Annotated in this window: 19 protein-coding genes; 16 read left to right on the top strand and 3 right to left on the bottom strand. The window is 69.5% G+C overall.

Features of this window, described 5'->3' with window-relative positions:
• Positions 1 to 46: 46 nt before the first annotated feature.
• Entirely contained in the window at positions 47 to 1432 is a 1386-nt protein-coding gene (locus tag KHB019_RS14710; protein WP_230102636.1) for a glycine--tRNA ligase, read from the top strand.
• Positions 1433 to 1582: 150 nt separating this feature from the next.
• Positions 1583 to 2401 carry a serine hydrolase domain-containing protein gene (locus tag KHB019_RS14705; protein ID WP_337459318.1) on the top strand — a complete coding sequence of 273 codons (819 nt, stop codon included), beginning with the start codon at positions 1583 to 1585 and terminating at the stop codon, positions 2399 to 2401.
• 207 nt (positions 2402 to 2608) lie between these two features.
• Here KHB019_RS14705 and KHB019_RS14700 read toward each other — a convergent pair whose 3' ends face one another.
• Positions 2609 to 3031 (bottom strand): DUF1801 domain-containing protein, encoded by a 423-nt coding sequence (locus KHB019_RS14700; protein WP_337459317.1) that lies wholly within the window; start codon positions 3029 to 3031, stop codon positions 2609 to 2611.
• The gene (locus tag KHB019_RS14695) at positions 3028 to 3603 is read right to left on the bottom strand and encodes an HhH-GPD-type base excision DNA repair protein (RefSeq protein WP_337459316.1); all 576 of its coding nucleotides are present in this window, start codon (positions 3601 to 3603) and stop codon (positions 3028 to 3030) included. The genes KHB019_RS14700 and KHB019_RS14695 overlap by 4 nt, the downstream gene beginning before the upstream one ends.
• A gap of 66 nt (positions 3604 to 3669) precedes the next feature.
• Between KHB019_RS14695 and KHB019_RS14690 the strand changes: the two genes are divergently transcribed.
• The 3 genes from KHB019_RS14690 to KHB019_RS14680 all read left to right on the top strand — a co-directional run bounded on the left by KHB019_RS14690 (position 3670) and on the right by KHB019_RS14680 (position 7205).
• Positions 3670 to 4317, top strand: a complete 648-nt coding sequence (locus tag KHB019_RS14690; RefSeq protein WP_337459315.1) for a response regulator transcription factor — start codon at positions 3670 to 3672, stop codon at positions 4315 to 4317.
• Positions 4314 to 6518: a sensor histidine kinase gene (locus KHB019_RS14685; protein WP_337459314.1), complete on the top strand. Its 2205-nt coding sequence runs from the start codon at positions 4314 to 4316 to the stop codon at positions 6516 to 6518. Before KHB019_RS14690 ends, KHB019_RS14685 begins: the two co-directional genes overlap by 4 nt.
• 183 nt (positions 6519 to 6701) lie before the next feature.
• Entirely contained in the window at positions 6702 to 7205 is a 504-nt protein-coding gene (locus tag KHB019_RS14680; protein WP_337459313.1) for a S26 family signal peptidase, read from the top strand.
• 25 nt (positions 7206 to 7230) lie between these two features.
• Here the strand turns inward: KHB019_RS14680 and KHB019_RS14675 are convergent, their stop codons facing one another.
• Complete coding sequence (locus KHB019_RS14675) at positions 7231 to 8556, bottom strand: glutamyl-tRNA reductase (protein WP_337459312.1); 1326 nt, start codon at positions 8554 to 8556, stop codon at positions 7231 to 7233.
• A 75-nt stretch (positions 8557 to 8631) separates the two neighbouring features.
• Between KHB019_RS14675 and hemE the strand changes: the two genes are divergently transcribed.
• From hemE to KHB019_RS14620, 11 genes are all read left to right on the top strand, one after another.
• Positions 8632 to 9651 (top strand): uroporphyrinogen decarboxylase, encoded by a 1020-nt coding sequence (gene hemE, locus KHB019_RS14670; protein ID WP_337459311.1) that lies wholly within the window; start codon positions 8632 to 8634, stop codon positions 9649 to 9651.
• Positions 9648 to 11147 (top strand): protoporphyrinogen/coproporphyrinogen oxidase, encoded by a 1500-nt coding sequence (locus KHB019_RS14665; protein ID WP_337459310.1) that lies wholly within the window; start codon positions 9648 to 9650, stop codon positions 11145 to 11147. The genes hemE and KHB019_RS14665 overlap by 4 nt, the downstream gene beginning before the upstream one ends.
• A 96-nt stretch (positions 11148 to 11243) precedes the next feature.
• Complete coding sequence (locus KHB019_RS14660; protein WP_337459309.1) at positions 11244 to 11669, top strand: hypothetical protein; 426 nt, start codon at positions 11244 to 11246, stop codon at positions 11667 to 11669.
• 1 nt (position 11670) lies between these two features.
• Positions 11671 to 12078 (top strand): phage holin family protein, encoded by a 408-nt coding sequence (locus tag KHB019_RS14655; RefSeq protein ID WP_230102647.1) that lies wholly within the window; start codon positions 11671 to 11673, stop codon positions 12076 to 12078.
• Positions 12065 to 12340: a hypothetical protein gene (locus tag KHB019_RS14650; protein WP_337459308.1), complete on the top strand. Its 276-nt coding sequence runs from the start codon at positions 12065 to 12067 to the stop codon at positions 12338 to 12340. The genes KHB019_RS14655 and KHB019_RS14650 overlap by 14 nt, the downstream gene beginning before the upstream one ends.
• Before the next feature lie 48 nt (positions 12341 to 12388).
• Positions 12389 to 13066, top strand: a complete 678-nt coding sequence (gene hemQ, locus KHB019_RS14645; protein WP_230102649.1) for a hydrogen peroxide-dependent heme synthase — start codon at positions 12389 to 12391, stop codon at positions 13064 to 13066.
• Positions 13067 to 13069: 3 nt separating this feature from the next.
• The gene (gene hemC, locus KHB019_RS14640; RefSeq protein WP_325472097.1) at positions 13070 to 14077 is read left to right on the top strand and encodes a hydroxymethylbilane synthase; all 1008 of its coding nucleotides are present in this window, start codon (positions 13070 to 13072) and stop codon (positions 14075 to 14077) included.
• A complete protein-coding gene (locus KHB019_RS14635; RefSeq protein WP_230102651.1) occupies positions 14077 to 14877 on the top strand; it encodes a uroporphyrinogen-III synthase in 801 nt (266 codons plus the stop codon). Before hemC ends, KHB019_RS14635 begins: the two co-directional genes overlap by 1 nt.
• On the top strand, positions 14874 to 15869 hold the full coding sequence (gene hemB, locus KHB019_RS14630; protein ID WP_337459307.1) for a porphobilinogen synthase: 996 nt from the start codon (positions 14874 to 14876) through the stop codon (positions 15867 to 15869). The genes KHB019_RS14635 and hemB overlap by 4 nt, the downstream gene beginning before the upstream one ends.
• Before the next feature lie 96 nt (positions 15870 to 15965).
• Positions 15966 to 17288 carry a glutamate-1-semialdehyde 2,1-aminomutase gene (locus tag KHB019_RS14625; RefSeq protein WP_230102653.1) on the top strand — a complete coding sequence of 441 codons (1323 nt, stop codon included), beginning with the start codon at positions 15966 to 15968 and terminating at the stop codon, positions 17286 to 17288.
• 82 nt (positions 17289 to 17370) lie between these two features.
• Positions 17371 to 17820 carry a hypothetical protein gene (locus tag KHB019_RS14620; protein WP_230102654.1) on the top strand — a complete coding sequence of 150 codons (450 nt, stop codon included), beginning with the start codon at positions 17371 to 17373 and terminating at the stop codon, positions 17818 to 17820.

Below are 17820 nucleotides of genomic sequence, written 5' to 3'. Positions count from 1 at the left end.
ATGTTCCTGGGCGCATTCCCCGCCGCATCCGACCATTGGAGCCACCATGGCCGAACAGTCCCGCCTCGATAAGGTCATCAGCCTCGCCCGCCACCGCGGGTTCGTGTTCCAAGCAGGTGAGATCTACGGCGGTTCGCGCTCTGCGTGGGACTACGGCCCCCTCGGCACCGAGCTGAAGGAGAACATCCGTCGGCAGTGGTGGCAGACCTTCGTTCGCGGACGCGGCGACATGGTGGGCCTCGACTCCAGCATCATCCTCCCCAAGCGCGTGTGGGAGGCCTCCGGCCACGTCGCGACCTTCACCGACCCGCTCGTCGAGTGTCTGAACTGCCACAAGCGCTTCCGCGCCGACAATCTCATCGAGGACTTCGAGGCGCGCAAGGGCCGCAAGGCCGAGAACGGCCTCGCCGACGTGCCCTGCCCGAACTGCGGCAACAAGGGCCAGTACACCGAGCCGAAGGCGTTCTCGGGTCTCGTGAAGACCTACCTCGGCGTCGTCGATGACGAGTCGGGCCTCTACTTCCTGCGCCCCGAGACCGCTCAGGGCATCTTCGTGAACTTCTCGAACGTGCTCACCGCGAGCCGCAAGAAGCCGCCGTTCGGCATCGGCCAGGTCGGCAAGGCGTTCCGCAACGAGATCACGCCCGGTAACTTCATCTTCCGCACCCGCGAGTTCGAGCAGATGGAGATCGAGTACTTCGTTCCGCCCGCCGAGGCGCAGGAGTGGTTCGAGCACTGGGTCGAGGCATGCTGGGCCTGGTTCGAGGACCTCGGCATCAACACCGACAACATGCGTCGCTTCGACGTGCCGGAGGACGAGCGGGCGCACTACTCGGCCGGAACCATCGACTTCGAGTACCGGTTCGGCTTCCCCGGCAAGGAGTGGGGCGAGCTCATGGGTGTCGCCAACCGCACCGACTACGACCTGTCGAGCCACTCCGAGGCATCCGGTCAGAGCCTGACGTACTTCGACCAGGCATCCGGTGAGCGGTACACGCCGTACGTGATCGAGCCGTCGTTCGGCCTGACCCGTTCGATGATGGCGTTCCTCGTCGACTCCTACGTCGAGGAGGAGGTGCCCAACGCCAAGGGCGGCACCGACACTCGCACGGTACTCAAGCTCGACCCGCGTCTCGCGCCGGTCAAGGTCGCTGTTCTTCCGCTGTCGCGCAACGAGCGTCTCTCGCCGCTGGCGCGCGAGGTCGCCGACTCGCTGCGCGGACGCTGGGCGATCGACTTCGACGACGCCGGAGCGATCGGACGCCGCTACCGCCGTCAGGACGAGATCGGCACCCCGTTCTGCGTCACGGTCGACTTCGACTCGCTCGACGACAACGCGGTGACCGTGCGCGACCGCGACACCATGGCGCAGGAGCGGGTCTCCGTCGCTGAGCTGAACGACTACCTCGCGGAGCGTCTGAAGGGCGCCTGACCCCATGTTCGCGCCGAGGCCCCGTCTTCGCGCCGAGACCCCGTCTTATCCGCGCACGCAAGACGGGGCATCGGTGGCAAGACGGGGCCTCGACGTGCGGAGACATGGGGGAGGATGCTGCGTCCCGCCGCTCCATGGGACGATGGCAGGGTGGAGACGACGACTTTCACCGCGACCGACGGCTTCCCGCACACCGCTCTGGTGGGGGTGACCGGCCCCGAGCAGCCCATCGCTGTGCAGGGCGACCCGCACGCCGTGCTCCCGCTGGCTTCGGTGTCGAAGCCGCTGTCGGCCTGGGGCGTGCTGATCGCCGTCGAGCGCGAGCTAATCGACCTCGATGAGCCGGCCGGCCCCGAGGGTTCGACACTGCTCAATCTGCTCGACCACACCAGCGGGCTGCCGTTCGAGGGCGAGCAGACGCAGGCGGCGCCCGGCACGCGCCGCATCTACTCGAACGCCGGCTTCGATGCGCTCGGGGCGCATGTCGCCGCCGCTGCGGGCATGCCCTTCGACCAGTGGATGGCGCGCGAAGTCGCCGGTCCTCTGGGCATGCGGGACATCGAGCTGACCGGGCGTCCCTCCGCCGGGTACCGGGCCTCGATCGACGACCTGCTGATCTTCGGACGCGAGGTGCTCCGACCGACGCTCATCCCGGCTGAGCTTCGCGACCTCGCGCTCATGGTCTCGCAGCCGGGTCTTCGCGGTGTCGTCCCCGGCTACGGCTCGTTCGACGACAACCAGTGGGGGCTGGGGTTCGAGCTCAAGGGCACGAAGAGCCCGCACTGGCTCGCCGACTCCTTCCCGCCCGAGACGGCCGGGCACTTCGGTGGGCAGGGGAGCTTCCTCTTCATCGACCGCACTCGCGATCTCGCCGCGGCTTTCCTGTCGGGGGTCGCCTTCGGCGAGGATCACAAGCGGATCTGGCCGTCGCTGACCGAAGAGATCGTCACACGGTACGGCAGCCGCTGATACCCGGCATCGAGACCCCGTCTTCGTATCGAGCCCCCGTCGTGCGCACGAACGTAAGACGGGGGCTCGATTGCAAGACGGGGGCTCGGCGCCAAGACACGGGGCTCGGCGCCAAGACACGGGGCCTCGACGGCAAGACACGGGGCCTCGACGGCAAGACACGGGGGCTCGGCGCCAAGACGGGGGCTCGACGAGCCGATGCCGCGCTCAGTCCTGGACGGTGATGCGGGCGTAGTCGTCCCCGCCGCCCTCTGTCCACGCCAGCACATCCTCGAGGACAGGACGCAGAACGTCGAGGTCGACCTTCTCGAGATCCTTGATGTAGAGGCACCCGGCGCCGACGGTGTGCGGACCGAGCTTCGCGAGAGCGTCACTGTGCCGGTCGGTGCTGTCGAGGTACAGCGTCGACGCGCCCTTGCGCGGGGCGAAGGCGAGCACGGGCATGTCGCCCTCGTTGCCAGTGGGGTAGCGGTAGTGGCAGCTGCCGAAGCCGATGATGGTGCCCCACAGTTCCGGTTCGCGGCCGGAGATCTCCTGCAGCAGAGCTGTGAGCGTCTCGGCATCCCGTCGCCTCGCGGCCGGCGTCACGTCGGCGATGAAGGCTCCGACGCTGCCTCCGGTCTTCTTCATGGCTTCGCGGTCTTCGCTGAGGCCTTCATCGCCCTCTTGTGCTCGCGCACCTTGGTCAGCGACTCCGGCGAGACGATGTCGGCGACGCTGCGATAGGCGCCATCGTCGCCGTAGGGGGCGGATGCCTCACGCCAGCCGTCACCCGTGAAGCCGTACTGCTTGCCCAGCAGCGCCAGGAAGATCTTCGCCTTCTGCTCGCCGAAGCCGGGGAGAGCCTTGAGCCGGCGGAGCACCTCCAGCCCATCGGGATCGCCCGTCGTCCAGAGCGCTGCGGCATCGCCGCCCCACGAATCGACGAGCTCCTGGCACAGCGTCTGAACGCGGGCGGCCATCGAACCGGGGAATCGATGCACCGAGGGGGTCTGCTTGAACGCCTCGAGGAACTTCTCCGGATCCATGCCGGCGATCGCCGCGGCATCCGCTGCCCCGGTGCGCTGCTCGATCTTGAGCGGACCGGCGAACGCCGTCTCCATCGGAACCTGTTGGTCCAGCAGCATCCCGACCAGGAGCGCGAGCGGGTTGTCGGTCAAGAGTTCGTCGGCTGCCGGGTCGCCGGTGATGTGCAGGGCCATGTCTCCAGTCTGGCACTGCGGGCACCAGAGCATGCCCATGGTTCGCCGCTGTCCTATGTTTGAACCATGAGGGCCACCTTCAGCGTTGCGATCGTCGACGACCATGCGCTCGTCGGTCTCGCCATCGGTCCGCTCATCGAGAGCTCGAGGGACCTGGTGTTCCTGGGCACAGTGCCTTCGGTCGCCGCCCTCAGGCAGGCGGATCTGCATCCCGATCTCGTCGTGCTCGACCTCATGCTGCGCGACGGGACCACGCCTGCCGAGAACGTGCAATGGCTGCAGGAGCGCGGCTCTCAAGTGCTCGTGCTCACCTCGGGGGAGGATCGGTTCCTCGTCAGAGCCGCTCTGCGCACGGCAGCGCTCGGCGTCGTCCGAAAGTCCGCCCCACCGGCCGCGATCCTCTCGGCGATCGAGCGTGCGGCCAGGGGTGAGCTGCTCGTCGACGCGGAGTGGGCCGTGACCGTCGACGCCGACCCCGAACTCGAGAGCGCTCCTCTGACCGACCGCGAACGCGATGTCCTCGCCCTGTACGCCTCCGGCATCGGGGCGAAGCAGGTCGCAGCGCAGCTCGGGATCAGCGAGAACACCGTCAACGACCACCTCAAGCGCATCAAGGTCGTGTACCAGCGCCTCGGTCGCGCGGCGCCCACGAAGGTCGAGTTGTACCGCCGGGGCGTCGAGGACGGATACCTGCCCATGCCTGGGCGGCCATGATCGGGGCGGACGTCGTTTCCGAGGAGTCCGAGAACGACCCCGAATCGACGGATTCCGCGCCGGCGGATCGTCACGAACTGCTCGCGGCGCGCCTGCTGACAGCGGTCAACGGTGCGCTCGCCGCGGCAGCGGCGCTCGGCGTGCTCACCGTGGTCGTCCAGCAGAACCCGGCGTCGTACCCGCCGTTCTTCCGGGCGATCATCGCCGTGGTCTACGCTCTCGTCGTCGTCGTCGCACTGCTGGCCCAGGTGAGCAGTCGCCGCACGATCGCTGTGCTCAACGGTGTCGTCTCCTCTGCATACCTCGCTCTCGTCGCGCTCGCCTGGCCGGTCCTCGCCCTGAGCGGCGCGGCCCCCAGCGGGCAGCTCCTCTGGCCGCTCACCGTGATCTCGATCCCGGTCCTCGCCGGTGTCATCGCCTGGGGACAGGCGGGCGGATGGATCGTCCTTGGTGCCCTCGGAGTGTTCATCCCGTTGCTGCGCTTCGCGATGGCGGACTTCTCGGCGAACGCGACCGCCAACAACGTGCAGGCGTTCGCCACGGCCGTGCTGCTGGCCGCGCTCGCCGGCGGGACGCTCGCCCGGGCCCAGCGAGCGGATGCCACGGCTGCCATCGCTCGCGACGCGGCTGCCCGCGAGGCTGAGCTCGCAGCGCGCCGAACGGTGGACGTGCGAGCTCAGGCGCTCGTTCACGATGAGGTGCTGGCGACGCTCGGATTCGCTGCTCGCGCGACGCCCGAGATGCTGCCGGTGCTCGCCTCTCAGGCCCGCCGCGCTCGAGAGGCGCTGAACGCTTTGGCGAGCCCCCCGACCGAGGCTGTCGGCGCGGACGCGTTCCGCGGCGGGCTGCAGGAACTCGCTCGAGCGCACGGTGCGCACTTCACCGACGCCTCGGCCCAGGACGGACGAGCGGCCACCGACATTCCAGCCGATGTCGCCGCCGCCATGACGGGTGCAGCGAGACAGGCGCTGATCAACACCAGGGCGCATGCCCCCGACAGCGCGAGCAACGTGACGCTGACGCGGATCGGAGACGGCATCCGGGTCGAAGTCAGCGACGACGGGCCGGGCTTCGATCGCGATGCGGTCGCCCCTGGCCGGCTCGGAATCGCAGTGAGCATCCTGGCACGGCTGCGCGCCGTCGGCGGCAGGGCCGACGTGCGTTCCTCGCCGGGAACGGGGGTCGTGGTCGACGCCCGGTGGCGGCCGACGCCGAGCACGCGACCTGTCGCGGCGGCGCCGATGGGACTGATGGGCGTCAGAGACATGCGTCTGGCCGGTGCGCTTCTGGCCGCCGGTCCGATCCTGCTCGCCGCGTATTCCTTCACCTGGCTTCGTCAGCCGATCCCCGCGGCCGCTGCAGGCGTGGCTCTCGCCGTGGCGTTCATGATCCTGTCGTGGCGCACGGGACGCGCAGGAAACGCGATCGTCATCATCACCTCTGCACTCGCCGTCGCCGCCGTCTGCACGATGTTCGCCGGGGTCGCCGTTCCGGATGCCGCGACGATCCCCACCTTCGCCGGTATGTGGCCGTTCGTCGGCGCTTCGCTGGTTCTCGGGATGCTGTGCTTTCGCGGGCGCCCCGTCACGGCGCTCGTACTGCTCGTTCCGATCACGGTGCTCATGGTCCTCTCTGCTGTCCCCGGCCCTTATCCGGAGGTTCGCGCGGCGGCCGTGCGGGCCGTGGTGATCGTGGCGGTCGCGGCCGCGCTCGCGGTCTCGGTGCACGTGCTCGGTCGTCACCTCGAGCGCGACAGGGCCTCGGCGCTGCGTGCGAGCAGCGATCGAGCCTGGCTCGCTGAAGTGACGGCGCGTGCGCGCGAGAAGGTCGCACGGCTGGATGAGACGGTCGGTCCGTTGCTGACCCGCATAGCCGAGGGCACTCCGCTCACCGAGGCGGAGGTCCGCCAGTGCCTCGTCCACGAGGGGCGATTGAGGGACGGCTATCGGGCAGGACGCCTCGACTGCCCTGAGGTCGCGGACGCCGCAGCACGGGCGCGCGCGCGCGGCGTCGACGTCGTGCTGATCGACGATGTGGTCGACCGCGAGATCGATGGTGAGCGCCTCGAACGGCTGCGGAGCTGGCTCGTGGTCGAGCTCGATCGAGCCGTCGGAAGCTTCATCGCACGCATCCTTCCGGCCGGCCGCGATGCGCTTGCCACGGCATCGTCCGATGCTTCGTCCACCCGTTTTGGTGGCTGAAAGACCTACTGCTCCTAGACAAAGGTCTATATCGTCGTAGTCAGCGATGAGGGCTGGCGTTGTTCCCGTAGGGGACACCCGAAACGCAGGTCAGCATCGATTGCTGGGGGCGGGGCCGAGCCGGTGACCAAGAAACACAGGACGCCGGATCAGCCGTCAACGACCGAAACGAAGCCGCGGTCGATGGGGGTGGCGCTCGGGCATGGCGTGGGTGCGGGTGTACTGGGGATGCTCGCACTCATAGCCGTGCTTGTGGCCGGCGTTCCGCTCGCCACCGGCGCGAGCGCGTTCACGATCATGGATCGATCCATGGAACCCGCGCTGCCGCCGGGGACGCTCATCGTGACGCGGCCTGTGGACGCACCTCGCCTCGACGTCGGAGACGTCATCGCCTTCACGATCGACTCATCCGAGCCGACAGTGATGACGCGACGCGTCGTCGACCTCGACCGCACGGTCGGCGGATCCGTGCTCACCCGTGGGGACGCCACCGTGACCTCGGTGATCGTCGCGCCGGAGCAGATCCTCGGCCGGCTCTGGTACAGCGTTCCGCTGCTCGGCTGGGTGAACATCGCGGTGACAGGGCCGCTCCGTGCAGCCCTCGTCCCCGCTGTCGCCGCGGCCATCTGCGCCTACATCGCGTGGACCGTCATCGCGCGGGCACGTCGGCGTCGCAGAGTACGGTGAGACGCACTCGGACCCGGTCTGCGGCTCAGGCCGATGCGGCCGCTTCGTCCGCGGCCGACTCGGCAGGGGCGATGCCGTAGATCGTCTCGAGCGCCGCGACGAACTCCGCACCGCGGCCGTCGGCGGCGAGCTCGTGGGCGCGGGTCGTCGGCGTGTGCGTGAGGACACCGGCCAGGTGGCGCATGGCCTGTTCGACCTTGCCGTCCTCGTCGCCGCGGGCACGAGCACGATCGATCTCCGCCTCCATGAGCGCGAAGATGTGCGAGCGGAACGCGACCACCGCTGGGGTCACACTCTGACGATCCCCGACGACGTTGAAGGTGTCGGCGGCGTCGCGCACGACGGAACGGGCGGCATCGGTCGCCTGCAGTTCGTCGAGCGGTGCGTGCAACCGGATGGTCTCGAGATCCAGCAGGGCGACGCCTTCGAGCTGTGCGACTGCCGGGTCGACGTTGCGCGGCATCCCGAGGTCGATCACGAGCTGCGATCCACCCGCGGTTCCTGAGCCTGTCGAAGGGCCCATCGGGCAGCCGACGGCGGTCAGTGCTGCCGGCGCCTCGAGGTGCTCCGGCCCGAGGACCGGCTCTTCCGCGGCGTTCGTGCAGGTGATCAGCAGCGACGACCCGGATGCGACGCGTGCGTAGTCCGCATCGGAGACGGCGGCGATGCCGTGCTTCTTCGCGAAGAGTTCAGCGCGGCCGGACGGCGAGTAGACCGAGATGTCGATGGCGCCGCGCTCGCGCAGAGTCGCCAGCGTGACGGCAGCGTAGGCCCCGGTGCCGACCAGCAGCACCCGCTCGGCGGCCCAGTCGGCGATACGGCTGTCTGCGAGCTCGAGCGAGAGGCGCACGAGCGAGCGGCCGGCGCGGCCGAGGGCCGTGACGTTCTTGACCTTGCGCTGCGCCTGGCTGGCGCGCTGGAACAGGCGCTCGAGCTCGGGTGACGTTGTGCCATCCTTGCGTGCTTCGGTCAACGCGCGTCGCACCTGACCGGCGATCTCGCCCTCGCCGGGGACGACCGACTCCAGCCCTGAGGCCACCGCGAACAGGTGCTCGGCGACCCGGCGGCCGGAGTGCACGGCGTACGCGCCATCGAGCTCTGCGGTGGGGATGCCGGTGGACAGCTCGATCGCCTCGAGCACTGCTTCGACGCCGACAGCGCCGGCCGCGGTCACCGGCTCGTCGACCTCGACGTACGCCTCGAACCGGTTGCAGGTGGAGAGCACAACGGCCCCCTGCACGCACGAAGCGAGCCGAAGCAAGTTCGGGGCGACGTCGTCAGGGGTGCGGCTCAATCGTTCGAGCATGTCGAAGGAGGCGGTCTTGTGACTCGCCGTCACGCACAGCAGCACGTCGGCTATCTTACGCCGTCGTCCGTAGAGGAGGCTGACAGGCGGTTCATGAGCGCCGGATGGGAGGATGGAGACATGTCCTCCACGAACTCTCCGCTCCTGCGCGCACTCGCCGGAGATCGCCCAGAGCAGACCCCTGTCTGGTTCATGCGCCAGGCCGGACGCTCGCTGCCGGAGTATCGCGAGCTGCGCGTCGGCACGCGGATGCTGGATGCCTGCCTCACCCCTGATCTCGCGGCCGAGATCACCCTGCAGCCGGTTCGTCGGCACAAGGTGGATGCCGCTGTGTTCTTCAGCGACATCGTGATCCCGCTGCGACTGGCCGGCGTCGACGTCGTGATCGAGCCGGGCCGCGGCCCCGTGTTCGCCGAACCGGTGCGCACCCGCGCCGATGTCGATCGCATCACCGCGATCGATCCGAACGGTTTGGACACGACCGCGATAGCCGAGGCCGTGCGCATCGTCACCGACGAACTCGGCGACACCCCGCTGATCGGATTCGCCGGTGCGCCGTTCACTCTCGCCGCGTACCTCGTCGAGGGCGGCCCGTCGAAGGAGCACCTCCGCGCGCGCGCCATGATGCACACCGACCCCGAGGCATGGGACCGGCTGGCCGGCTGGCTCTCGCGCGTCTCACGCCGGTTCCTCGAAGCGCAGCGCGATGCAGGGGCTGCGACGGTGCAGCTGTTCGATTCGTGGGCGGGCTCGCTGAGCCCGGCCGACTACCGTGCGCACGTCGCCCCGCACTCGAAGGCAGCGGTCGAGGGCCTCGGCCTGCCCGTGATCCACTTCGGTGTCGGCACCGGGCCCTTCCTTGCCGACATGCGCCTGGACGGTGCGGCATCCGCCGTCGGCGTCGACTGGCGACAGCCGCTGGACGAGGCCGCCGGAATCCTCGGCCAGGACGTCACCGTTCAGGGGAACATCGACCCGGCCATGCTGCAGGCGCCGTGGGAGGTTCTCGAGGCTCACGTCCGCGACGTCATCGAACGAGGCAAGGCTGCACGCGCGCACATCCTGAACCTCGGTCACGGCGTCCCTCCCGAGACCGACCCCGACCAGCTCACCCGCATCGTGGAGCTGGCACACTCATGAGCGGCGACCGCACGGCAGACCTCGCCGCGCGGGCGGCGCATCGTCACGTCGTCGTCATCGGCGGCGGCATCGGCGGACTGGTCGCCGCGCGGGAGTGCGCGAAGGTAGGCATGCGGGTCACGCTGCTCGAGGCGGCGGACGAGCTCGGCGGTGCGATCCGACGGGCGGACCTCGACGGCGTGCGAGTGGATGCCGGCGCCGAGAGTTACGCCACCCGCGGCGGTCACGTCCGTGGGCTCCTGGAGGAACTCGGACTCTCCGACCGCATCGTCACGCCGAACCCTGCAGGAGCCTGGCTCGTCGGAGCACCCGGTGCGGATGCTGCGCCGCTGCCCAAGGGCGGCATCCTCGGTATCCCGGCGAACCCGTTCGCCGACGACGTGCGCCGGATCATCGGCTGGGGAGGCGCCTGGCGCGCCTATGTCGATCGCCTTCGGCCGCCGCTGACGATCGGGCAGGAGCGCAGCCTCGGAGCTCTCGTCGCGAAGCGCATGGGCGCCAAGGTGCGCGACCTGCTGGTCGCCCCGGTCACGGCCGGCGTCTATTCGGCTGACCCGGACGACGTCGACACGGAGGTCGCGGCCCCCGGTCTGAACGAGGCGCTCACCCGTGCGGGTTCCCTGTCCGGCGGCGTCGCGCAGCTGCTCGCAGACCGTGCCGGCCGTGCCAAGAAGGCTCCGGGTTCTGCGGTCGAGGGGATCGCGGGCGGCATGAGTCTTCTCGTCGATGCGCTCGCTGCGGATCTCGGCGAGCTCGGTGCTGTCATCAGAACAGGCGCGGCAGTGGACGCCATCGCTCCCGCCGGAGAAGGCTGGATCGTGACGGTTCCCGTCGCATCGGATGACGACGTGGATGCCGTCCAGCACGAGACCCTCGAAGCGGATGCCGTCATCGTCGCGACCGCAGAACCCGCTGCCCGCCGTCTGCTGGAGTCCCATGTCGACGGCCTCGGCGACCAGGGCGAGGCGCCGCAGATCGAGATCGTGAGCCTGCTGCTCCACTCGCCGGCGCTGGATGCCGCGCCCCGCGGGACGGGCGTGCTCACGGTTCCCGGCAGCCACACGGCCAAGGCGCTGACGCATTCGAGCGCCAAGTGGGGCTGGGTGCTCGAGTCGGCCGGCGGCCGCCACGTCGTGCGGGTCTCGTTCGGTGCACAGGGAGAGCCGGCGGCCACCGCCGCCCTCGATGACGACGCTGCGGCACGCCTGGCGTTGAGCGAAGCATCCGCGATGCTCGGTGTCGCGCTGCCGGAGTCCGCGCTCATCGCAGCGCACCGCGCCCGCTTCACGCAGTCGCAGCCCGCATCGCTCATCGGAGCCGCGACCCGGCGCCGTGAACTGCGGGCAGCAGTGGAGCGGACCGGGAGCCTCGGCGCCGTCGGCGCCTGGCTGTCCGGCACCGGGCTGGCGCAGGTCGTTCCCGACGCGACCGCCGAGGCCGACCGTGTCCGCCGCGCGCTCCTGTGGGGCCCGGAAGGCCACCTGTCAACCCCCTGAGGTATTGATGCCGTTCTCGGCATATGGCGTTACGCTTGAGCCCTGGCCGACGGCAACCATGCCAGCGGCTCGACCGGAACAACGTGAGGAGACCCCATGAAGGGGAAGATCGGACTCGTCGTCGGGCTCGGCGTCGGATACGTGCTCGGAACGCGCGCCGGACGCGAGCGCTATGAGCAGATCAAGAAGCAGTGGCTGAAGGTCTGGGATCAGGAGCCCGTGCAGCGGCAGGTCGAGAAGGCGAAGGCTTTCGTCGGCGCGAAGGCGTCGGCCGTGCCCGGCGTGATCTGGAACGGCGTCGTCAAGGTCGCCAAGTCCGTCGGCGACGGCGATACGCCTGGAGAGAAGCTGGACTCTGCGATCGCCACCGGCAAGAAGGCCGTCGATCGCGTCGAGGACGCGCTCGAGGACGCGGTCGACGCCGCGAAGTCGAAGACGGCGCCCAAGCCGAAGACGTCATCCACGACGAAGAGCTCGTCGAACTCGACGGCAGCGAAGAACACCACGACGAACGGAAAGTGACATGGTCCGCGGATATCGTGACCGCGCTGACGACAGTCTCCTGACGCTGCTCGGCGACCTCCCTGAGCTCGTCACCAAGCTGGTCAAGGCCGAGATCGACGCCGCCAAGTCGTGGGTGTCGCGCACGGCGAAGGATGCCGGCATCGGCGGCGCCTGGTTCGTCATAGCGCTCTTCTTCCTGTTCTGGCTCGTGCCGATGATCCTCGTGTTCGCCGTCGCCGGGCTCTCGTCCTGGTGGCCGGTGTGGCTCTCGGCGCTCGCCGTGCTCGTGCTGCTGCTGCTGTGCGTGCTGGTGAGCGTGCTGCTCGGAGCGCTGAAGTTCCGCAAGGTCCTGCGCCGCGAGAACCCGGGCCAGGCCGTGGCAACGGATATTCGAATCGTGAAGGATGCCGGTGATGACCAGCTCTGACTCCACTCTGCCCCGCACCGCCGTGCGCGCCGGGATCACGGATCCCGTCGAATCAGCCCGCGCCGAGCTGAAGGCGGCGCTCGCCGCGATCGAGATCAAGGGCAACGTGCCCCGTCGTCTCGAGAAGGCCTCGCAGCGGGGGATCGCGAAGGCGCGTGTGTTCGCCGACCGCAACCCTGTGGGTGCGATCGCTGCGGCCGTCGGCATCGCCGCGGTCGCCGGCGGCCTGGTGTGGGCCATCGCCCGCGCCGTCGCCCGATAGCTCGTCGCCGCATTCGCTCCCTGCCTCGGAAAGGGGCAGACTGGGAGCATGTCCGAAGCGAGTGAGCAGAACCCGTCCGGTTTCACCCTCTGGGCCGTCTGGCGGCGCAATCCCGATGCACCGGTCGCCGAGACGGACGCCACCGAGCTCGAGACGATCGTCGGTCACATCGAGGACTCCGGCGTCACCGTCCGCGGCTTCTACGACGTGTCGGGGCTGAAGGCAGACGCCGACCTCATGGTCTGGTTGCACGGTGAGACGGCCGAAGATCTGCAGAAGGCTCTGCGGCGCCTGCGCCGCACCGAACTGCTGCGCACCCTGCTGCCCGTGTGGAACGTGATGGGCGTGCACCGCGACGCCGAGTTCAACCGTGCGCACGTGCCCGGATTCCTCCGCGGCGTTGAGGCCAAGGGGTGGCTGTGCCTCTACCCCTTCGTCCGCACACCCGAGTGGTACCTGATCGACGAGGCCGAGCGCCGCAAGATGCTCGCCGACCACGGGCGCAAGGGCGCGGCCTTCACCGGCGTCATCGCCAACACCGTGGCAGCCTTCGCGCTCGGCGACTACGAGTGGCTCCTGCCGCTCGAGGCCGACGATCCCACTGAACTCGTCGATCTCATGCGCGATCTGCGCTACACCGACGCGCGCCGCTACGTGAAGGAGGAGGTGCCGTTCTACACCGGACGCCGCCTCCGCTTCGACGAGATCGCGGACGTTCTCCAGTAAGCCATGTCCACTCCCAACCGATCGCGCCCGATCCGCCTGGGCACACGTCGAAGCGCTCTGGCACAGGCGCAGTCCGGTCACGTCGCCGCAGCCCTGGAGAAGATCTCCGGCCGCAGGGTCGAGCTCGTCCCGATCGTCTCCGAGGGGGACACCAACCGCGCATCGCTCTCCGAGATCGGCGGGCTCGGAGTCTTCGCCACACGGCTGCGTGAGGCGCTGCTCGCCGGTGAGTGCGACATCCTCGTCCACTCGCTCAAGGACCTCCCGACCGCTGTGCCCGACAGCCTCGTCATCGCAGCGACGCCGGTCCGCGAAGACGCCCGCGACGTCGTGATCACCCGCGACGGCACTCCGCTGCACGCGCTGCGCCCAGGCGCCAAGGTCGGCACTGGTTCACCTCGCCGTATCGCTCAGGTGCGGATCCGTGCGCCGCGAGCGGAGGTCGTCGACATCCGCGGCAACGTCGACTCGCGTCTTGCCAGGGTGGAGTCCGGCGAGCTGGATGCCGTCATCCTCGCCGCTGCCGGACTCTCGCGGCTCGGCTCGGAGACGAGACTCAAGCGTGAAGAGCTCGGGCTCGCCGAATGGCCGACAGCGCCAGGGCAGGGCTCGCTCGCCGTCGAGACCACCGCGGATGCGGCATCCGATCTGCGTGCGGCGCTCGCCGAACTCGACGATGAAAGCACCCGTCTCGCGATCACCGTCGAGCGCGCCGTGCTCCAGGGGCTGGATGCCGGATGCCAGGCGCCGATGGCCGCGCACGCGGTCGTGACCGGTGACGCCGTCCGGCTGCGGACGATCGTCTACGACCCCGCCGGGGAGCGGCGGATCGGGCTCGACGTCACGGAATCCCTGAACCGGGGGTATATTCGTGAGAACGGCAGTGGCAACGATGCAGATGCTGCCGATGGTGCGAACCCGAATCGCGCAGCACGTGAGCTCGGGCTTTCTGTCGCCCGTCGGCTGCTCGAACAAGGGGCGGCCGACTTCGTCCCCCGAGAGCAACCCTGATGACCAGCACACCCGAAACCAAGCCCGAGAAGCCGTTGAGCGGCTGGCGCATCCTCGTCCCGCGAGGAGGCCCGTGGGGCGACGGCGTCGCCGCGAGCCTGCGCTCGCAGGGGGCGATTCCCGTGGTCGCTCCGCTGATCAACTTCGGGCCGACGACGGACCAGGCCGCGCTCGACGACGCTCTGGAGAAGCTCGCCGCCGGTGACTTCGACTGGCTCACGATCACCAGTGCCACGACGGTGGACGTTCTGTACGCCCACCGCGCCGTCGTGCCGAAGGGGACCAAGATCGCCGCGGTCGGAGAGACGACAGCGGCGGCGCTCCAGGCAGTCGGCTACGAGGTCGCCCTCGTCCCGGAGCAGGACAACTCCGCCGAGGGCATGGCCGAGCAGCTCATCGCGCTCGAACCGGAGCCGCGCCGCATCCTGACTCTGCGCAGCGAGATCGCCAAGCCCGTGCTGACGCGTTCGCTGATCGCGGCTGGCCACGATGTCGCGAGCATCGTCGCCTACCGCACGGTCGGAGTCCCGGTGACGGATCGCATCCGCCGCGACGTCGACAGCGGCCGCATCAACGCGATCCTCATCACCAGCGGATCGGTCGCTCAGCAGGTGCGCGAGCAGTTCCCCGACATCCCGGATGACACGCTGCTCGCCGCGATCGGACCACGCACCGCGAAGGACGCCCGCAAGGCCGGACTGCCGATCACGGTCGTCGCCGACAAGCAGACCGTCGATGCGCTCATCGATGCCGTCTCGCACTTCACCCTTCCGCACGCAGCCGACGAGTTCGCGCCGTGAGCTTCCCTTCTGCAGGGTTCCCGGAAGTGCGTCCTCGGCGGTTGCGCCGGTCGCCGGCTGTCAGGGCGCTCGCCCGTGAGACCTCCGTCGAACCGCGACAGCTCGTGCTGCCGATGTTCGTGCGCGAGGGCGTGAACGAAGCTGCCCCGATCTCATCGATGCCCGGCGTCGTCCAGCACAGCATGGACTCGTTGCGGCGTGCCGCGGTGGAGGCCGCTGAGGCCGGTGTCGGCGGTGTGATGCTGTTCGGCGTGCCAGCGGTTCGGGATGCTGCCGGCTCCGGCGCCGACGACCCGAACGGCATCCTGAACGTCGCCACCCGCGCGCTCGTCGATGAGGTGGGCGACGCGCTCGTCGTGCAGACCGACCTGTGTCTCGACGAGTTCACCGACCACGGCCACTGCGGTGTGCTCGCCGCCGACGGTTCGGTCGACAACGACGCGACGCTCGAGCGCTACGTGTCGATGGCCCTCGCGCAGGCGCGAGCGGGCTCCCACCTGCTGGGGCTGTCGGGCATGATGGACGGCCAGGTCGCCGCCATCCGCCGCGGGCTGGATGCCGAAGGCTTCACAGACACGCTGCTGCTCGGCTATGCGGCCAAATACGCCAGCGCGTTCTACGGCCCGTTCCGTGAGGCCGTCGACTCCCAGCTGCAGGGCGACCGCCGCACGTACCAGCTCGATCCCGGCAACCGACGGGAGGGCATCCGCGAAGCGCTGATCGACGAGGCCGAGGGCGCCGACATCGTGATGGTGAAGCCCGCGATGAGCTTCCTCGACGTGCTGCGCGAGGTTCGCGACGCCGTGCACGTGCCGGTGTGGGCCTACCAGATCTCCGGCGAGTACGCGATGATCGAGGCCGCAGCGGCGAACGGCTGGATCGACCGCCGCGCGGCAGTGCTCGAGTCGCTGCTGTCGATCCGCCGCGCCGGTGCCGATGCCGTCCTCACCTACTGGGCGACCGAGGCCGCCACCTGGCTTCGCGAAGGCTGAGTCGCCTGCAGGTCGTTGAGCGGAGGCGCGCAGCGCCGCAGACGAAACGGGTTGAGCGAGCAAAGCGAGTCGAAACCGAACATCCGAGGAGCCACCATGACCGACCGCAATGATGAGCTGTTCTCCGCCGCGCGAGCGGTGACCCCCGGCGGCGTGAACTCGCCCGTGCGCGCCTACGGCTCGGTCGGCGGGACGCCTCGATTCCTGGCATCCGCCCGTGGCGCGTACGTCACGGACGCGGAAGGCCGCGAGTACGTCGACCTCGTCGCGTCATGGGGACCCGCTCTGCTCGGGCACGCGCATCCGGAGGTCGTCGCGGCCGTGCAGGAGGCCGCGACCCGCGGTCTATCCTTCGGCGCGCCCACCGAGGGCGAAGTCGCGCTCGCACGCAAGATCACCGAGCGCGTCCGCCTCGGAGACCTCGCTCCGATCGAACGCGTCCGCCTGGTCTCCACCGGTACAGAGGCGACCATGACGGCGATCCGTCTGGCCCGCGGCGCGACGGGCCGCGACCTGCTCGTCAAGTTCGCCGGGCACTACCACGGCCACTCCGATGGCCTGCTCGCGGAGGCCGGCTCCGGCGTCGCGACCCTGGCACTGCCCGGTTCAGCCGGCGTCCCTGCCCCGATCGCAGCCCAGACCCTCGTGATCGGATACAACGACCGCGCCGCCCTTGAAGCGGTGTTCGCCGAGCACGGCGACCGGATCGCCGCCGTCATCGTCGAGGCCGCAGCCGCGAATATGGGCGTTGTCGCACCGGAGCCCGGCTTCAACCGCTTCATCGCCGACACCGCGCACGCGCACGGCGCGCTCATGATCCTCGACGAGGTGCTCACCGGATTCCGCGTCCACCACGCCGGATACTGGGCCCTGCAGGCCGCGACCGGCGAGGAGTACCTGCCCGACCTCATCACCTTCGGCAAGGTCATCGGCGGTGGCATGCCGCTCGCCGCTCTCGGCGGTCGCGCGGACGTCATGGACATGCTCGCCCCGACGGGCCCGGTCTACCAGGCCGGCACGCTGTCGGGGAACCCGCTGTCGGTCGCCGCGGGCCTGGAGACCCTGCGACTGGCGACCCCCGCCGTGTACGCCAGAGTGGATGCCGCCGCCGCCCGCGTCGCCCAGGCGCTCGACGCCGCTCTCACCGAAGCCGGCGTCGTGCACGCGATCGCGCGAGCCGGCAACCTGTTCGGCGTCGCGTTCGCGGCGGAGGCCCCGCGCACCTACGCCGAGGCGCAGGCCCAGGAATCGTTCCGCTACGCGCCCTTCTTCCACTCCATGCGCGAGCAGGGCGTCGCGCTGCCGCCGAGCGTGTTCGAGGCGTGGTTCCTCACCGCAGCACATGACGATGAGGCGCTCGGCCGCATCGAGGCTGCGCTGCCGGCTGCGGCGCGCGCCGCGGCATCCGCCCGCCCCTGATGAGGGAAGCCACAACCTGATCGTTGTGGTCCTGTGAGGAAGTCGCAGACAGTTTGCAGTCCGACGCTGGCAGACTGGACGAATGGTGACCCTGCTCCTGGACCAGACGCAGCTCGAGGTTGTGCTCTCTCCGGTCGAGCGTGCTGCGACGTTCCACCGTGAGAACCTCCGAGTGGCCCGCGAGACCATCACGAAGGTGCAGCTCACCGATGACGCATGGACGTGGCTGCGAGGTGTCCCGGGGCCGGGCACGCACATCCCCGGCATCCTCGCCGCCGGGACGTGGAAGGCGGCGGCGACCACCGACTTCGTGCTCATCCGCAAGCGTCGCCCCAGCGTGGTGATCGACCTCGAGGGCGACGAGCAGTTCGAGCGTCTCATCTTCACCACTCGCCACGGACTCGCCCTCACGCAGGCTCTGCGGTTGAACGTGTCGGACGAGGCCGTCGACGTGGTCGAGATCGCGGGCACCGCTCCGATCCCCGTCGTGACGGGGCGGCAGCGGCCGGTGATCCGGCCGCGCCCGGTCTGA

This window comes from Microbacterium sp. KHB019 (genome assembly GCF_037285405.1).
Lineage (GTDB): Bacteria > Actinomycetota > Actinomycetes > Actinomycetales > Microbacteriaceae > Microbacterium.
The sequence above is the reverse complement of the archived record's forward strand: the minus strand, read 5'-3'. Positions and strand labels throughout refer to the sequence as shown.

Excerpts from the sequence above, each read along its gene's own strand:
- KHB019_RS14710 (WP_230102636.1), top strand. The coding sequence starts at position 47 with ATGGCCGAACAGTCCCGCCTCGATAAGGTCATCAGCCTCGCCCGCCAC.
- KHB019_RS14620 (WP_230102654.1), top strand. The coding sequence starts at position 17,371 with ATGGTGACCCTGCTCCTGGACCAGACGCAGCTCGAGGTTGTGCTCTCT.
- KHB019_RS14660 (WP_337459309.1), top strand. The coding sequence starts at position 11,244 with ATGAAGGGGAAGATCGGACTCGTCGTCGGGCTCGGCGTCGGATACGTG.
- KHB019_RS14690 (WP_337459315.1), top strand. The coding sequence starts at position 3,670 with ATGAGGGCCACCTTCAGCGTTGCGATCGTCGACGACCATGCGCTCGTC.
- KHB019_RS14635 (WP_230102651.1), top strand. The coding sequence starts at position 14,077 with ATGACCAGCACACCCGAAACCAAGCCCGAGAAGCCGTTGAGCGGCTGG.
- KHB019_RS14625 (WP_230102653.1), top strand. The coding sequence starts at position 15,966 with ATGACCGACCGCAATGATGAGCTGTTCTCCGCCGCGCGAGCGGTGACC.
- KHB019_RS14685 (WP_337459314.1), top strand. The coding sequence starts at position 4,314 with ATGATCGGGGCGGACGTCGTTTCCGAGGAGTCCGAGAACGACCCCGAA.
- KHB019_RS14655 (WP_230102647.1), top strand. The coding sequence starts at position 11,671 with ATGGTCCGCGGATATCGTGACCGCGCTGACGACAGTCTCCTGACGCTG.
- hemE (WP_337459311.1), top strand. The coding sequence starts at position 8,632 with ATGTCCTCCACGAACTCTCCGCTCCTGCGCGCACTCGCCGGAGATCGC.
- KHB019_RS14665 (WP_337459310.1), top strand. The coding sequence starts at position 9,648 with ATGAGCGGCGACCGCACGGCAGACCTCGCCGCGCGGGCGGCGCATCGT.
- hemQ (WP_230102649.1), top strand. The coding sequence starts at position 12,389 with ATGTCCGAAGCGAGTGAGCAGAACCCGTCCGGTTTCACCCTCTGGGCC.
- KHB019_RS14700 (WP_337459317.1), bottom strand. The coding sequence starts at position 3,031 with ATGAAGAAGACCGGAGGCAGCGTCGGAGCCTTCATCGCCGACGTGACG.
- KHB019_RS14680 (WP_337459313.1), top strand. The coding sequence starts at position 6,702 with ATGGGGGTGGCGCTCGGGCATGGCGTGGGTGCGGGTGTACTGGGGATG.
- hemC (WP_325472097.1), top strand. The coding sequence starts at position 13,070 with ATGTCCACTCCCAACCGATCGCGCCCGATCCGCCTGGGCACACGTCGA.
- KHB019_RS14695 (WP_337459316.1), bottom strand. The coding sequence starts at position 3,603 with ATGGCCCTGCACATCACCGGCGACCCGGCAGCCGACGAACTCTTGACC.
- KHB019_RS14650 (WP_337459308.1), top strand. The coding sequence starts at position 12,065 with ATGACCAGCTCTGACTCCACTCTGCCCCGCACCGCCGTGCGCGCCGGG.